The sequence below is a fragment of the Mucilaginibacter sp. P4_D1 genome, assembly GCF_056401935.1.
On record NZ_JBFUIJ010000033.1, the window covers coordinates 35,861 to 51,286 of the forward strand.

Here is a 15,426-nt window from a genome sequence, read left to right on the forward strand (position 1 = left end):
AACTCAATACTTGACAAAATTATGAGCAAAAAAGATATAGTACTGGATGCGATATTAACACAGGGCACCTTGCCGCTGTTTTTTTATCCCGATGCTGACGTTAGCCTTGAAATTACCCGCACATTGTATAAAGCAGGGGTGAGGGTATTTGAATATACCAACCGTGGCGCAGCTGCGCTGGCTAATTTTAAAGTGTTAAAACAGGCGCAACAAACTGAAATGCCCGATTTGCACCTGGGTATCGGCACCATTAAAAGTCTTAACGAAGCAACAGCTTTTATTGAAGCCGGGGCCGATTTTATTGTATCGCCAATTGTGAATCCAGAAGTGGGCGAATTTACCGCGAAACAGGAGTTACTATGGATTCCGGGATGTATGACGCCTACCGAAATTTATACAGCGCAGCAGCACGGTGCGGCGTTAATAAAAATTTTCCCCGCCAATATTTTAGGGCCGGAGTTTGTATCGTCAATCCGCGATTTGTTTGCCGGGCAGTTGTTTATACCAACGGGCGGCGTCGACTTGAATATCAACAGCATTAGCGGCTGGTTTAGGGCCGGCGTTTTCGCGGTGGGTATGGGCAGCAAATTGATCAGCAAAAATGTATTGGAAAACAAACTTTACGACCAATTATACAGTGATACCATAACACTGCTTGACATGGTTAAAGCTGCCCGGTAACTTTTGAGCTGAAAGCCGAAGGCATAGTAATTAAAGCTTGATTTTAGCGCGAATTGCCCCTTGTTTGCGCCTATAAACCAATAAAATATAAACCAGTTATATAATGAAAGAAGCCAAAGTTGGAAATTACAGATGGGTGATATGTTCGCTTGTTTTTTTTGCAACAACCATTAATTACCTTGACAGGGCTGTAATTAGCCTGTTAAAGTCGCCGCTAACAGATGAATTCAAATGGAACGATGGGGATTACGCCAATATTGAAATTGCATTTAAAATAGCATACTCGTTAGGTTTACTGGCTGCGGGCGGCATTATCGACAAAGTRGGTACCAAGCTGGGCTATTTTTTGTCGACTTTTTTTTGGAGCATAGCCGCAGTATGCCACGCTTTTGTTACCAGTACATTTGGTTTCGGCGTTGTTCGTTCGGCGTTAGGGATAAGCGAGGCCGGTAACTTCCCGGCTGCCATCAAAACCGTAGCCGAGTGGTTCCCTAAGAAAGAAAGGGCTTTTGCAACCGGCATCTTCAATTCCGGATCAAACATCGGGGCCATTGTTGCTCCTTTAACGGTGCCATTTATAGCCGTTATGTGGGGCTGGCGTTGGGCATTTGTAATTACAGGTTCAATAGGTTTTATCTGGCTGCTACTTTGGTACCTTTTTTACCAAACCCCTGCTAAACATAAATATGTAACACAAGCAGAACTTGATTATATCAACAGCGACCAGGAAACAGCAACGCCAGACGAAAAATTAATTGAGGGCGAAAAAATATCATGGGGCAAACTGCTCACCTTTAAACAAACCTGGGCATTTGTTATCGGCAAGTTTTTAACTGACCCTATCTGGTGGTTTTACCTGTTTTGGTTGCCCGATTTTTTGCAAAGCCAGTATGGTTTAAAAGGTACAGATGTAGCATTCCCCGTGGCGGCGGTTTATACCATGTCGACAGTAGGAAGTGTTTTTGGCGGTTGGTTGCCAATGCGGCTGATCAGGAATAACTGGGCGGTTTTTAAGGCCCGGAAAACATCTATGTTTATTTACGCTTTGTTTGTGATCCCTATTGTTTTTGCGCAGGTTTTGGGCGGCATCAACATGTGGCTTGCTGTATTGGTTATAGGTATTGCCGCATCGGCACACCAGGCCTGGAGCGCCAATATATTTACAACAGTGTCGGATATGTTCCCTAAAAAATCTATAGGATCAGTTACCGGCATTGGAGGCATGTTTGGGTCGATAGGTGGTGTGTTTTTGTCAATGGCGGTACAAAAAAATCTGTTTGTACATTACCGCGCTATTCATAAAATAGAAATTGCTTATTACATCATGTTTTTTGTTTGCGGCAGCGCCTACATACTGGCATGGTTAATTATGCATGCGCTTGTTCCTAAAATGAAGCCTATAAAACTTTAACCTTATATAATAACTGCAAACGCATCCAATTGGGTTAACATAACTTAACACATTTCAGATAAATGATTTATAAGTAATTGATAATAAATATTTTATATTTAATCATGGTTAACATTGAATTGATTGTGCAATTTAGGTAAATCCCAAAATTTGTACCTGTTGTTGGCCAATCCAGGTTCCTTCCGTACCTGGATTATTAAAGAGGATCAGGCAATAAAAACAAGGTATCGTTTGTTGCTTATATCTTCCTGATGCTATCGCTGTTAACGATTAGATGCGTTTGCACTGCTTATATAATCAAGCACTGGTGTTTGCAGCCGGTGCTCGATTATATGATTTTGTTTAAGTTTTTTAAAGCCGACTATTTTTTTGGATGAAGTGACTAAGTCGGGTTAATTGCCAATAATTACTTTCTGCTTTTAACTATATATGAATTCAGCCCACCTGCTCTGCAAGTTCGTCAATCCAACTTGAAAGGTATGGCTCGGTGCCTGTTAACCTGATCCATTCGCCATCGGCTTCCTGCGCTATCACCAGGTACAGTGTGCCATCAACCGACTTAAATTCATATGCTTTTGTAAAACTGCCGTAAGCGATGGGTTGTAATGTACCATCAATTGTACTGTCGGTGCCGGTTAACGTGGCTTCAATTTGCTGTTCCATAATTTATAATTTTAATACTAACACATGTTACTGCTTTGTGTTTGCAGTATATGGGTTAGTATCAGGGTAAATCTTCAATCCCAAAAAACATTATCTTTAACGCGTGAAAAACTTACAACCCGACCCCAAAGTATTGATTGATATTGTACAAACACAAATGCCTTATGGTAAGTACAAAGGCACAATAATTGCCGATATACCAATTAGTTACCTGGAGTGGATGAGCGGTAAAGGTTTTACAAAAGATAAGCTTGGGATGATGTTATCTACCGTTTTCGAGATCAAGACCAATGGATTAGGCGAGATTTTGTTTATGGTGCGCAAATCGTTGAATAAAGGCCAGGGCATTAGCCCGAAACTAAAATAGCTTAACGTGACCAATTGATGACCATCCGCTTGTAAGGTATCCTGCGTATATCCGACTAAGAGTAAAAACATAAATAATTATGAAAAAGTTGATGTTATATATTGCCGGCGTATTTTTATTTATAGGCTGCGCAAACGGACAACCTAACCAGGATGGAATGGCCCAGTTGCCAAAACCCAAAACAGGCGAAGCCCTGGCTACCTTTGGCGGCGGGTGTTTTTGGAGTATGAGCGAGGCCATGTCCGAGCTTAAAGGGGTAAACAAAGTTATTTCGGGATATGCCGGTGGAAATACCAAAAATCCGACCTATGAAGATGTTAGCACCCGCACCACCAATCATGCCGAAACAGTGCAGATTTATTATGATCCTAAGGTGATTAGCTACGCTACAATTGCCGAAGCTTTCTTTTTTGCCCACGACCCAACTACGTTAAACCGCCAGGGACCTGATGAAGGTACAGATTACCGCTCGATAGCTTTTTACCGTACGCCCGAAGAAAAAAATATCCTGCTGGCTACAATCAAAAAAGTAAATGAATCAAAGCATTATAATAATCCGATAGTTACACAGGTTGTTCCGTTCACTGTATTTTACGCCGCCGAAAATTATCACCAGGGCTATTACAAAACTCATTTAAGCCAACCCTATATTGCCTCGGTATCAACACCCAAAGTGCTGAAATTCAGGAAAGCGATGGTTGCAGAGTTGAAGCCAGAGTTTGCGAAGTAACACCTTTTTAACAAAAGAAAATTGTCATTTCGATAGAGCTTGAGGGGGGAAGAGGAGGGCGCGAAAGAGAAATCTTTAACGACTTGCATCGCAACCAGCCTATTGGAATACAGGGTGTCGAAGATTTCTCCTCACCCCCTGCTCTCAAGCCCCTTTCTGGTTCGCTCGAAATGACATTCGGTTTTATTAGTTCGTAAAATCTAAAAGATGCGGATACACGGTAGACTACAGGGGAGGATCCAGGTGGGGCTTACAATTTATTAAACCATCCCTTTTTCCAAAATACATATACCTGTACAATGGCTATCAAAAACATAAAAACTATGGCATAAACATATCCATGATGCCAGTAAAGCTCGGGCATATTATCGGGGATAAGGTGGCCTTTATCGTCTTGCCGTGCAAAGTTCATCCCGTAAATACCGGCTATAAATGTCAGGGGGATGAAGATTACCGAAATAATAGTCAGCACCTTCATAATCTCGTTCATGCGGTTGCTCACCATAGATAAGTAAAGATCGATAATGCTGGAGGTTACCTCTTTGTAGTTTTCAATCAAATCCATAGCCTGGATGCAATGGTCATAGGCATCGCGTAAAAACAGCTTTACCTCGGGTGTTATCAGCGGACTGTCGGAGCGGATCATGTCGTTTATCTTATCACGTTCGGGCCAGCTTGCCCGGCGGATGATGATAAGCGTACGCTTAATTTGCTGCGAATTAAACATGATGCTTTTATCAGCATCGGTATAAACCTTATCTTCAATGGCATCCAGTTTATCGCCTATCTGCGCCAGCAAAATAAAATAGGTGTCAATTATAGTATCTGTAAGGGCATAACACATATACCCGGGACCCGCCGTGCGGATAGCCCCTTTGCCAGCCTTTAAGCGGGCTTTAACGGCCTCAAAGCATTCCACATGGTCCTCTTCAAAGCTGATGATCAGGTTATCCTTTATGATGGCCGAAAACTGGTGGTTCACCAGTTCGTCTTCGCTGTTAAAATGTACAATGCGGCTGGTACTAAAGGCATAATCTTCGTACTCATCAAACTTTGGGCGTTGATGAATATTGGCAATATCCTCTAAAACCAAGGGGTTGATATTCAGGTGCTCGCCAATTTGTTCAATCAGTCGGGCATCGCCAAGGCCATTAATTTTTATCCAGTGGGTATGGTTATCGCATTTTTTCAACTGCGCTAATATCACCTTAATGTCTTTGCCTTCGGAAGTTATCAGCTCATCCTTATTATAGCTAAACATGGCTATATGCGGCTTAAGTGCGCCATCGGGCACTCGTATCATTCCAGGGCTGTCGCCAACATTTCCTGCATTGCGGCGGGCATTGTACTTAACCCTTTTTATCACATTATTCATTTACAAATAATTTATGGCCTGTGGGCCCTGGTTAAACAGTAAATCGACAATGCTCAAATTTTGCAGGAAGCCTTGCCGGTCTTCAAAAACCTGAAAATACGGTTTTTGTTGTAACTCTGTTTCTTTTTTTGGGTGGATGGACGTACGAAAGTCTGGAACCGAAGGATATTCGGCATGATATTCGGAAGTGTAGTTTAGCCCGGTTTTTATTTTGAGGAATTTTAGCAGCATTTGTAAAAGCTCCTGGTTGTAATCAAATAAATAGGTTACCTGTTTTTGCTTGTCATAAAACCGGGCAAAATCGGCCTCGTAATATTCAAAATACGCCGAGCTACGGTAACACRCACCCAGGCTAAGCCAGTGCAGGCGCTGCCAGTCAAAATCGTAGCTTATTTTAACATCCTTAACTTTGGTATGTGTTTTTGAACCTTTTACCACCGGCACCACCAGTGTAAGGATACCCTCGGGCGAATAGATATTTGCCCGGTTACGATATGTTTGTTTGGGGAAATGTTCTTCTCTTTCTATCAGTATATCAGGCTTGTACGTGTTTAATTGTACAAAGTATTCAACCGGCGGAAGATAAAACATAGGTAATACAGCACCTTTTTCAATCATATATTTTATGTTTGTGGTCAAAATTGGTTAAAATAATGGTAAAAAAAGGGTTTATAAGGTTAGGGATTTTATTTTTATACCTTACCTCGTTATTGCCCTTTTGGCTTTTATACATCATATCTGATGTTTTGTTCGTTATTATATACCACATTGTTCATTACCGCAGGGCAGTTGTACAGCAAAACCTGGCCAACGCCTTCCCCGAAAAAACAGAAAAGGAACGCCAGGATATCGAACGCAAATACTACCATTACCTGGCCGATTTGATTGTGGAAACGGTAAAAATGATTACCGTTTCTGAAAAACAAATTCAAAAAAGGGTAGTGGCCACCAATGCCGGATTAGTTCACGAATACTTTGCAAAAGGCAAAAGCATCATAGCGGTAGCAGGCCATTATTGCAATTGGGAAATGGCTGCGTTGAACTTTAACTTTGTGACTGATAACAGGTTCATGATTGTTTACAAGCCCCTGAATAACGAAATTTTTAACGATTTTTTTATTCAGATCCGGTCGCGGTTTGGGGGGCAGCCCATTGCCATGAAACAAACCATGCGTAAAATGGTAGAATACCGCAAAGAATTAACGGTGAGCGTATTGGTAGGCGATCAAACGCCGGGCGTAAACGAAGTAAACTATTTTACCACTTTTTTAAACCAGCCCACAGCAGTTTTCCTGGGCATCGAAAAAATATCGAAAACAATTGATGCCGCTGTTGTTTTTTACGATATGAAACGCGTTAAACGCGGTTATTATACTTATACATTGGTTCCGCTGACAGAAAACCCGAAACAGACCGCAGAGCATGAGTTAACCGAAATGCATGTGCAATACCTGGAAGGAATGATCAGGAAGGAACCTCAATATTGGCTATGGAGTCACCGGAGGTGGAAGTTTAAGCCGGAGGACAAACATAAATGATTAGTGCACCAAAAGTTGCCGTAGTTATTTTAAACTGGAACGGTATCAAATACCTTAAACAATTTCTTCCTTCGGTAATGGCGTCAAGCTGGCCTGGGCTTGATGTTGTTTTGGGAGATAATGCCTCCACAGATGATTCGGTGGCGTTTGTGAAAGAAAACTATCCCACAATAAAGATCATCCAAAACGATGGAAATTATGGTTTTACCGGCGGCTATAACCGCGTGCTGGCCAAGGTTGATGCCGATTATTATATCCTGCTAAACTCCGATGTTGAGGTGGTACCCGGTTGGATTGAGCCGGTGATAAGCCTGATGGAAAGCGACGAAAAGATAGCCGCGGCGGCGCCCAAGCTATTAGCTTATGCCAATAAAGATACTTTTGAACACGCAGGCGCTGCAGGCGGGTTTATTGATGCGTACGGTTACCCGTTTTGCCGTGGCCGCATGTTTTATGAAGTTGAGAAAGACCATGGCCAATACCAGCAATCGGGCGAGATTTTTTGGGCCTCGGGTGCATCGCTGTTCATCAAAAAGAAATACTGGGACCTGGCAGGCGGTTTTGACGAATACTTTTTTGCCCACATGGAAGAGATTGACCTGTGCTGGCGACTAAAAAATATGGGCTATAAAGTGATGTATTGCGCCGAATCTACCGTTTACCATGTTGGCGGTGGTACACTTAATGCCGAAAATCCGTTTAAAACATACCTTAATTTCAGGAACAACCTTTTATTGCTAAAAAAGAACCTGCCTTTCTGGCGAGCATTCTGGGTTATCAATATCCGCTTTTTAATGGATTTGCTTGCCCTTATCCGGTTCATGATGGAAGGTAAACGTAAAGATGCCTGGGCCGTAAGCAGGGCACATCAGGCCTTTGTTTTAGGCTTATTTAAGGTGAAAGGTAAAAGGCAAAAGGCAAAAGGATTAAATAACTCACAACTCATAACTCATAACTCACAAGGCACTTTCCAGGGCAGCGTAGTGTGGCAGTTTTTTGTTAAAAAGAGACGAAAGTTTACTGATTTGCCACAACAGGATCTCGTTTGATTTCTGTCTTGATTCTTAACTCTTGATTCTTGACTCTTCTTCTACCCAACCAGGTTTTCTACCCCCAGCCTGTATGAGTCCATGCCAAAACCGGCAATAACGCCCTTACAGCTCGCGGCCAGCATGGAGTGATGCCTGAACTCTTCGCGTTTGTATACGTTGGATATGTGCACTTCGATAACCGGGGTATTGATAGCCGCGATAGCATCGGCAATGGCGATAGAGGTATGGGTGTAAGCACCCGCGTTTATCACAATGCCATCATAACTAAAGCCAATTTCATGAAGTTTATTTATAATTTCGCCTTCAACATTACTTTGGTAGTAGGCTATATCTACGGCCGGGTAACGCGCACGCAGTTGTTCAAGGTAACCTTCAAAGCTGGTATCGCCGTAAATGGATTTTTCGCGAACGCCGAGCAGGTTTAAATTGGGGCCGTTTATAATTTGTATCTTCATTGCTCCAAACTTAAGTATAAAAATGCGAATCAAGAATCAAGGAATCGAGACAAACACCCAAAAGCCTGATGTAAAAATGTCGCTTTACAAACTATTTTCTTCATCGAAGCTGCGCAGAAATACCCTAATATTGTTTTTTTCTTGATTCTTGACTCTAATATCTTGACTCTTTTCTTAAATACATTAAATTAAAATCAATTTGGATTGGCGTTCGGCAATAAAAGGTTTCCAGGCTTATTTGAAATTAGAGAAATCGCTGGCCGATAATTCTGTGGAGGCCTATAGCCGGGATATAGAAAAACTATACCAGTTTGCCGAAACCAAACCCTTTAAGCTGAAGCCGGAAACCATTACCTTAACCGATTTGCGGGAGTTTATTACCTGGGCGGCTGAGTTGGGAATGATACCATCATCCCAGGCACGTATCCTATCGGGCATCAAGGCTTTTTACAAATACATGCTGATGGAGGATCTGATAAAAAGTGATCCGTCGGAGTTATTGGAATCGCCCAAAATTCGGCGTAAGCTGCCCGATACACTCAGTTACCATGACATTAATAAACTGATAGCCGCCATCGATCTATCTAAACCCGAAGGCCCGCGCAACAAAGCGATATTAGAAACCTTGTACGGCAGCGGTCTGCGGGTTTCTGAATTAACCGAGCTAAAGCTATCAAACCTGTACCTGGATATTGAATTTATAAAAGTTACCGGCAAGGGCAATAAAGAACGCCTGGTACCCATAGGTGCCGAAGCCATCAAAGCCATTAAAATCTATATCGAAAACCTGCGGGTGCACATCCCCATTAAAAAAGGCGAAGACGATATTGTGTTTTTAAACAGGAGGGGGGCAAGGCTTAGCCGCCAGATGATATTTTTGATGATACAGGACCTGGCGCAAACTATCGGCCTTAAAAAAACAATCAGCCCGCACACCTTCCGCCACTCCTTTGCCACCCACCTGGTTGAAGGCGGCGCCGACCTGCGCGCCGTACAGGAAATGCTGGGCCACGAAAGCATCACCACAACCGAAATTTATACGCACCTGGATAGGGAGTATCTGAAAAGCACGATAAGCCAGTTTCACCCGAGGTCGTGAGTTGTGAGTTGTGAGTTGTGAGTTGTGAGTTGTGAGTTGTGAGTTGTGAGTTGTGAGTTGTGAGTTGTGAGTTGTGAGTTGTGAGTTGTGAGTTGGATTATGTTAAATAGTCAAAACAATCTTCTTCAAAAGAACTTTTCCCAATGACCAATGACCAATGACCAATGACCAATGACCAATGACCAATGACCAATGACCAATGACCAATGACCCTAAATAGTATAATGCGCAATCACATCCTCGGGTACCTTGGCGCTTCTTCCGGTAGCCATATCAATCATCACGTAATCAAAATAACCGTCGCAGCATACTTTGCCGGTGGCTTTGTTGCTTAGGCTGAATTTTACGCGGCAGCCTTTGTCGTCGATACTTTCGATGCCGGTTTTTACAATGAAGTAGTCGCCCATGGCGAGGGCACGTTTATAATCAACATGGGCAGTGCGTACTACCCAGCCAAAACCGCGCTCCATAAATTTTTCCATAGCCATGCCGTAGCAGCGTTCCATCTGATCGTACCGGGCGGCCAGTACATAATCAAAATATTTGCTGTTGTGTACGTGCTGAAACATGTCGATATCGTCCGGGCGCACACGAAACTCACTTTCGAAGGTAGAGTAGATTGGAGTATCCATGGGGCAAATATAATGATTGGGTTGAAGAGTGGTTAATTAGGTGAGGGGTTGATTAGGTGAGTGGTTGTATTTTAAGTTATAAAGAGGGGTGGGCTTAGTGCGATAAAAATATATTTGAGCGTTACAAAGTTGCGGCTGTTTTTCTATATTCGAAAAACTCTTATCTGCGATGAAAATACAATACAAATGGTGTTGGCTTGCCACCCTGTTTTTAAGCGTTAACTCCTTTGCACAGCAGCAACCGGTAAATATGCAATACGCTGTTTCGATGGAGAAGGCAGCCGATCATCTTTACCACGTTGAGCTTACCAATAAAACGCCCGGTAAAACACTCGATTTTAAAATGTGTGCCTGGACTCCGGGTTATTACCAGCTTATTGATTTTGCCGCCGCGGTACAAAATTTTAAAGTAACCGATAGCAAAGGCGTAAATCTGAAGTGGCAAAAAGCCTCGGAAAATACCTGGCGTGTTTATCATAATAGCCCTGGCGCGGTAAAAATTTCGTATGATGTTAAAGCCACGGTACCCTTTGTGGGCAATATTTACCTTGATGAAACCAGGGGATATATTACTCCCGGCGGTTTGTTTATGTACCTGGATAACGAACTGCGGCATCCGGTTACCATAAAAATGCAACCCTACAGCAAATGGAATGCGATGGTGGCCACGGGTTTAGATACGGTTGCAGGTAAATATCACCTGTACAAAGCCGATAATTTTGATGTACTGTATGATAGCCCTTTTTTAATGGGCGAACTTGAAGTACTGCCGCCGTTTACAGTTAAAAATAAACCACACAATTTTATTGGTTATAAGCTGCCGGACTTTGACAGGCAGGCATTTATGGACGATTTGAAAAAGATTGTGGTTACCGGCAGTAACATCATTGGCGAAATACCCTATACGCACTACACCTTTTTATCGATTGGTGCAGGCGGCGGTGGTATCGAACATCTAAACTCATCGTCGTTAAGTTTTAGCGGGGGCGAGGGCTTTAATTCGCCTGAGGCCAGGAAAAAGCTTTACAACTTTATAGCGCACGAGTATTTTCATCATTATAATGTTAAACGCATCAGGCCGGTTGAACTGGGGCCGTTTGATTATTCGAAAGCGAACTACACCAACATGCTTTGGGTATCTGAAGGGTTTACGGTTTATTACGAATATATGATAACAAGGCGCTCCGGTTTAATGACGGGCGAAGATATGCTGAAAGATTTTGAAGAAAATATTAAAAACTATGAGAATAAGCCGGGCCATTTTTACCAGTCGGCCACCCAGGCCAGTTATAATACCTGGAACGATGGGCCAAACGGCCGGGTAAATGAAGATATTAATAAAACCATATCCTATTATGACAAAGGCCCTGTGCTTGGCCTAATGCTCGATTTTAACATCAGGCATGCCACGCAAAATAAAAAAACACTTGATGATATAATGCGGCTGCTTTACTACAAGTATTATAAAAAACTTAACCGCGGTTTTACCGAAAAGGAATTTAGGACCGAGTGCGAAAAGATGGCGGGCACTCCAATGCCCGAACTGTTTGAATACGCATCGACAGTTAAACCACCCGATTATCCAAAATACTTTGCTTACGGTGGCTTACGGATAGATACCAATGCTACGGTTACTTATAACTCATGGGCCGGCATAAATTACAGGCAGCGACGCGATACATTAACTATTGGCACTGTTGAACCTAATTCGCCCGCATGGGAAAAAGGCATAAGGGGTGGAACAAAAATATTAACTGTTGAAGGCCAGCCGGCGACACAAAAATTGCTAAACCAAACGCTGGAAGCAAAAAACACGGGCGATGCTTTAACCCTCACCATACAAAAAGGCACCGAGAAACGGGATGTAACTATTATACTGGGCAGCAAAAAAGAAAAAACCTTTAAGATAAGCCCGCTACCCAACCCCGACCCGTTGCAGGCGGCTATTTATAAAAGCTGGATAGGGGATTTGTAAATTCAAAATTCAAAAATGACTTACAATTTTAAAGGTATTTGTTTGTAGCATTGTGGGGGGTAATTAAAACGTTATGAAAATTACAGAACAAACAAACCGGCTTATTGAGCTCGGCCTTGATGCGGATATACTAAACCATTACCGCGAGCCGCACCGGTTTTACCATACGCTGGAGCACCTGGACGATTTGTGCAGTCAACTGGAATTGAAAGGTTTTGCCGATAATGATGCGTTGCTGCTTGCTACAGTATTTCATGATATTATTTATGATCCGCGTTCGGCCACAAACGAGGAGGATTCGGCAAAGTTTTTTAATGAAGTGTTTAGTGGCGAACAGCGATTAAAGGATGAAGTTACGCAGATCATCCTCGATACCAAAACTCATCAGCCCAAAACAGAACTGTCAAAAGTGTTTTGTGATGCAGATTTAAACATTCTCACGCAGCCGTTTGATAAATTGCTGCAATATGAGCAGCAGATATTTAAGGAGTTTCAGTTTGTTGATTATGCCATTTACCGCGAAAAGAGGGCAGAGGTGTTGCGGAGTTTACAGCAAAATGTAAACAACCCCGCGCTGGAGTATTTAATTGATTACGTGCGTACCCGCCAGCCCAGGATAGCGGTTTACCCTGGTAGTTTTAACCCATTCCATAAGGGGCACTTTAATATACTGCAAAAAGCCGAGCAGGTTTTTGATAAGATAATTATAGCCCGCGGTGTTAACCCCGGTAAAGATGCCGCCAGTTATGCTTTACCCGATATTTTAAAGTACCGGCAATTAGCCACGTACGAAGGTTTGCTCACTGATTTTACTGGTAGCCTGGGCTACCCGGTAACAATAATACGAGGCCTACGCAATGGATCGGATTTGCAATACGAATTAAACCAATATCGTTATATGCAGGAGCTTGGCGATAAAAGTATCAATGTGATTGCCATATTTTGTGATATGGAGTTTGAGCATATCTCCAGCACCGGCATCAGGCAGCTGGAAAAATATGGGAAAGCCGGGGAGTATTTGGTTTAGGGGGAATTCGGTTGATTAGACGAGTGGTTGATTGGGTTGGTTAGGTGGTTGGTTTATTCACGTAGTTAATTAGTGTTAAATCCCTTATTCTTTTATTCTGCTTACACATTAAACAGCCAAATTGAACGTTTACCCATTATACTAAACTTATAATCACCTATATCCATCTATGAAACCATTTACCCTGCTATTATTAAGTATATCATTTTTAGGCTGTCAAATTTTATCGGCCCAGGTGCAATATAACGGCAATATGGAACAATTATCTGCCGACAAAACCAAAGCCGCAGGCTGGTCTACCTATTTTCAGGCCGAACAACAAAAAGCTTATCCCGTAAAGGTTGATAGCCTGGTGAAACAGGATGGCAAATACTCATTATCAATTGAAAAGGTAAGTAACGAAAGTAGTTTCGGAGTGATTGATTACCCAATATTGAAATCATTTACCGGCAATAAAATACAGCTTAGGGGTTATATCAAAACAGAAAACGTTAAAAACGGCTATGCCGGTTTATGGCTGCGGATTGATGGTACCCCGGCCTTTGATAATATGCAAAACAGGGGCGTTACAGGTACTACCGATTGGAAGGAGTATGTGATTGATTTACCTTATGATGATGCCGCTGCCATAAATATTCATGGCGGCGCTTTGCTGGTTGGCGATGGTAAGGCCTGGGTTGATAATTTACGGTTGTTTATAAACGGTAAACCCATTGAAAAGGCTACCAAAGTATTAACCAAAGCCGGGATGGATACTGCTTACAACACAGGTTCAAAAATTGATACCATTCCGTTAAGCAAACAGCAAATAACTAACCTTACTGCTTTAGGCCAGGTTTGGGGCTTTTTAAAATACCACCACCCGGATGTAGCCAAAGGCAACCACAACTGGGACGCCGAATTATTCAGGGTGATGCCGCAGGTTTTAAAAGCAACAGACAACGCAGCTCTGAGCCACGCTATCGAAAAATGGGTAGATGGCTTTGAAGTTCCGCCGGTATGTGGCAACTGTAAAATTAAAGCCAGTCCGGATGAAATTAAGCTAAAACCCGATTACGGATTGTTGTTTAATAACCAGGTGCTATCGGCATCGCTTACCCAAAAACTTCAGTATATTCTTGATAACCGTAACACGGGCGATAATTATTATATAGATATGGCCAGGTTTATTGGCAACCCGGTTTTTACCCATGAAGCCGCGTACTCCCAATTTACTTACCCCGATGCAGGCTACCGCTTGCTTACCTTGTACAGGTATTGGAGCATGATCAATTATTTTTATCCCTATAAATATTTGATAGGCGAAGATTGGAACAACGTACTCACAGATTGTATCCCCAAATTTGCCACGGCTGCCAATGCAAGCGAATATGCCCTGAATACGTTGGCATTGATAGCTCGTATTCATGATACGCACGCCAACATCTGGAGCTATAATAAAGCGCTAAACGCATTTAAAGGCAAATATCGCGTGCCGTTTGATGCTAAATTTATTGAAGACAAACTGGTAGTGACCGGCTATTTAAATGATACCCTTAATGTAAAGCAACTGGTAAAGGTAGGTGATGTTATAGAAACTATTAACGGCCAGCCGGTAAGCCAACTGATTGAAAAATACCTGCCATATACGCCTGCATCCAACTATGATACCCAGCTGCGCGATATACCGGGCACGTACCTGTTGCGCGGTAACACCGTTGCCTTAAACCTGGAATTATTAAGAGATGGACAGCCTATAAATACAACAGTAACTGCTTTGCCTGCCGATAAGATAAATTACAGCTCATTATATGACACCAAATCGCCGGGTTACTACGTAATTGATAAGGAAATTGGGTACGTATATCCCGGCAGGTACCATAACAAAGATCTATCTGACATTAAGAAACTACTTAAAGATACCAAAGGTATAATAATAGATATGCGCTGCTACCCATCTGAATTTATGCCTTTCACTTTTGTTCCCTATATTAAAACCGGGAACGCCCGGTTTGTAAAGTTCACCAAGGCACAGGTTAATAACCCTGGCTTAATGGTAATTACAGATCCGCTGGGTATTAAGCCGGATAATGATTATAAGGGCAAAGTAGTGGTTATTGTAAACGCCGTATCGCAAAGCCAGGCCGAATATACTACTATGGCTTTCCAAAGCTCGCCCAATGTGACGGTTATTGGTAGTACCACCGCCGGTGCCGATGGTAATGTTTCGGCCATTATTTTACCCGGGGGTATTTCAACAATGATTTCGGGCCTGGGTATTTACTACCCTGATGGCACCGACACGCAGCGCAAAGGGGTAAAAATTGATGTTCCGATAAAGCCAACCATTAAAGGCATTAAAGAAGGCCGCGATGAGCTGTTGGAGCGGGCCAAAGCAATTATTTTAACAAATGATGAAGCTAAAACTAAATAACCGCGCGA

General features: G+C 42.6%; 15 protein-coding genes. 10 read left to right on the forward strand and 5 right to left on the reverse strand.

Annotation, left to right across the window (positions count from 1 at the left end; all coding sequences use genetic code 11):
• Positions 1 to 21: 21 nt before the first annotated feature.
• Together AC1DV1_RS22570 and AC1DV1_RS22575 are read left to right on the forward strand one after the other, a co-directional pair.
• Complete coding sequence (locus AC1DV1_RS22570; protein WP_477363805.1) at positions 22 to 681, forward strand: bifunctional 4-hydroxy-2-oxoglutarate aldolase/2-dehydro-3-deoxy-phosphogluconate aldolase; 660 nt, start codon at positions 22 to 24, stop codon at positions 679 to 681.
• A gap of 103 nt (positions 682 to 784) precedes the next feature.
• A complete protein-coding gene (locus AC1DV1_RS22575; RefSeq protein ID WP_477363808.1) occupies positions 785 to 2,092 on the forward strand; it encodes an MFS transporter in 1,308 nt (435 codons plus the stop codon).
• 435 nt (positions 2,093 to 2,527) lie between these two features.
• Here the strand turns inward: AC1DV1_RS22575 and AC1DV1_RS22580 are convergent, their stop codons facing one another.
• Positions 2,528 to 2,755 carry a hypothetical protein gene (locus AC1DV1_RS22580; protein WP_477363811.1) on the reverse strand — a complete coding sequence of 76 codons (228 nt, stop codon included), beginning with the start codon at positions 2,753 to 2,755 and terminating at the stop codon, positions 2,528 to 2,530.
• A 103-nt stretch (positions 2,756 to 2,858) separates the two neighbouring features.
• Here AC1DV1_RS22580 and AC1DV1_RS22585 point away from each other — a divergent pair, with 103 nt between their 5' ends.
• Positions 2,859 to 3,122, forward strand: a complete 264-nt coding sequence (locus AC1DV1_RS22585) for a DUF3820 family protein (RefSeq protein ID WP_477363814.1) — start codon at positions 2,859 to 2,861, stop codon at positions 3,120 to 3,122.
• 79 nt (positions 3,123 to 3,201) lie between these two features.
• The gene (gene msrA / locus AC1DV1_RS22590; RefSeq protein WP_477363817.1) at positions 3,202 to 3,852 is read left to right on the forward strand and encodes a peptide-methionine (S)-S-oxide reductase MsrA; all 651 of its coding nucleotides are present in this window, start codon (positions 3,202 to 3,204) and stop codon (positions 3,850 to 3,852) included.
• Between the two features lie 250 nt (positions 3,853 to 4,102).
• On the opposite strand, the gene corA is transcribed toward msrA, so the two are convergent.
• Together corA and AC1DV1_RS22600 are read right to left on the reverse strand one after the other, a co-directional pair.
• Entirely contained in the window at positions 4,103 to 5,227 is a 1,125-nt protein-coding gene (gene corA, locus AC1DV1_RS22595; protein WP_477363820.1) for a magnesium/cobalt transporter CorA, read from the reverse strand.
• Entirely contained in the window at positions 5,228 to 5,866 is a 639-nt protein-coding gene (locus AC1DV1_RS22600; RefSeq protein WP_477363823.1) for a WbqC family protein, read from the reverse strand.
• Between the two features lie 14 nt (positions 5,867 to 5,880).
• Between AC1DV1_RS22600 and AC1DV1_RS22605 the strand changes: the two genes are divergently transcribed.
• Together AC1DV1_RS22605 and AC1DV1_RS22610 are read left to right on the forward strand one after the other, a co-directional pair.
• Positions 5,881 to 6,765, forward strand: a complete 885-nt coding sequence (locus AC1DV1_RS22605; RefSeq protein WP_477363826.1) for a lysophospholipid acyltransferase family protein — start codon at positions 5,881 to 5,883, stop codon at positions 6,763 to 6,765.
• Positions 6,762 to 7,814, forward strand: a complete 1,053-nt coding sequence (locus AC1DV1_RS22610) for a glycosyltransferase family 2 protein (RefSeq protein ID WP_477363829.1) — start codon at positions 6,762 to 6,764, stop codon at positions 7,812 to 7,814. The genes AC1DV1_RS22605 and AC1DV1_RS22610 overlap by 4 nt, the downstream gene beginning before the upstream one ends.
• A gap of 41 nt (positions 7,815 to 7,855) precedes the next feature.
• Here AC1DV1_RS22610 and aroQ read toward each other — a convergent pair whose 3' ends face one another.
• Complete coding sequence (gene aroQ, locus AC1DV1_RS22615; RefSeq protein ID WP_477363832.1) at positions 7,856 to 8,272, reverse strand: type II 3-dehydroquinate dehydratase; 417 nt, start codon at positions 8,270 to 8,272, stop codon at positions 7,856 to 7,858.
• 199 nt (positions 8,273 to 8,471) lie between these two features.
• Between aroQ and xerD the strand changes: the two genes are divergently transcribed.
• Positions 8,472 to 9,371 carry a site-specific tyrosine recombinase XerD gene (xerD, locus tag AC1DV1_RS22620; protein ID WP_477363835.1) on the forward strand — a complete coding sequence of 300 codons (900 nt, stop codon included), beginning with the start codon at positions 8,472 to 8,474 and terminating at the stop codon, positions 9,369 to 9,371.
• Positions 9,372 to 9,583: 212 nt separating this feature from the next.
• Here xerD and AC1DV1_RS22625 read toward each other — a convergent pair whose 3' ends face one another.
• On the reverse strand, positions 9,584 to 10,003 hold the full coding sequence (locus AC1DV1_RS22625; protein WP_477363838.1) for an acyl-CoA thioesterase: 420 nt from the start codon (positions 10,001 to 10,003) through the stop codon (positions 9,584 to 9,586).
• A gap of 169 nt (positions 10,004 to 10,172) precedes the next feature.
• Between AC1DV1_RS22625 and AC1DV1_RS22630 the strand changes: the two genes are divergently transcribed.
• The 3 genes from AC1DV1_RS22630 to AC1DV1_RS22640 all read left to right on the forward strand — a co-directional run bounded on the left by AC1DV1_RS22630 (position 10,173) and on the right by AC1DV1_RS22640 (position 15,418).
• The gene (locus AC1DV1_RS22630; RefSeq protein WP_477363841.1) at positions 10,173 to 11,978 is read left to right on the forward strand and encodes a M61 family metallopeptidase; all 1,806 of its coding nucleotides are present in this window, start codon (positions 10,173 to 10,175) and stop codon (positions 11,976 to 11,978) included.
• Between the two features lie 73 nt (positions 11,979 to 12,051).
• On the forward strand, positions 12,052 to 13,005 hold the full coding sequence (locus AC1DV1_RS22635; RefSeq protein ID WP_477363844.1) for an adenylyltransferase/cytidyltransferase family protein: 954 nt from the start codon (positions 12,052 to 12,054) through the stop codon (positions 13,003 to 13,005).
• Between the two features lie 169 nt (positions 13,006 to 13,174).
• Positions 13,175 to 15,418: a S41 family peptidase gene (locus AC1DV1_RS22640; protein WP_477363847.1), complete on the forward strand. Its 2,244-nt coding sequence runs from the start codon at positions 13,175 to 13,177 to the stop codon at positions 15,416 to 15,418.
• Positions 15,419 to 15,426: the final 8 nt, after the last annotated feature.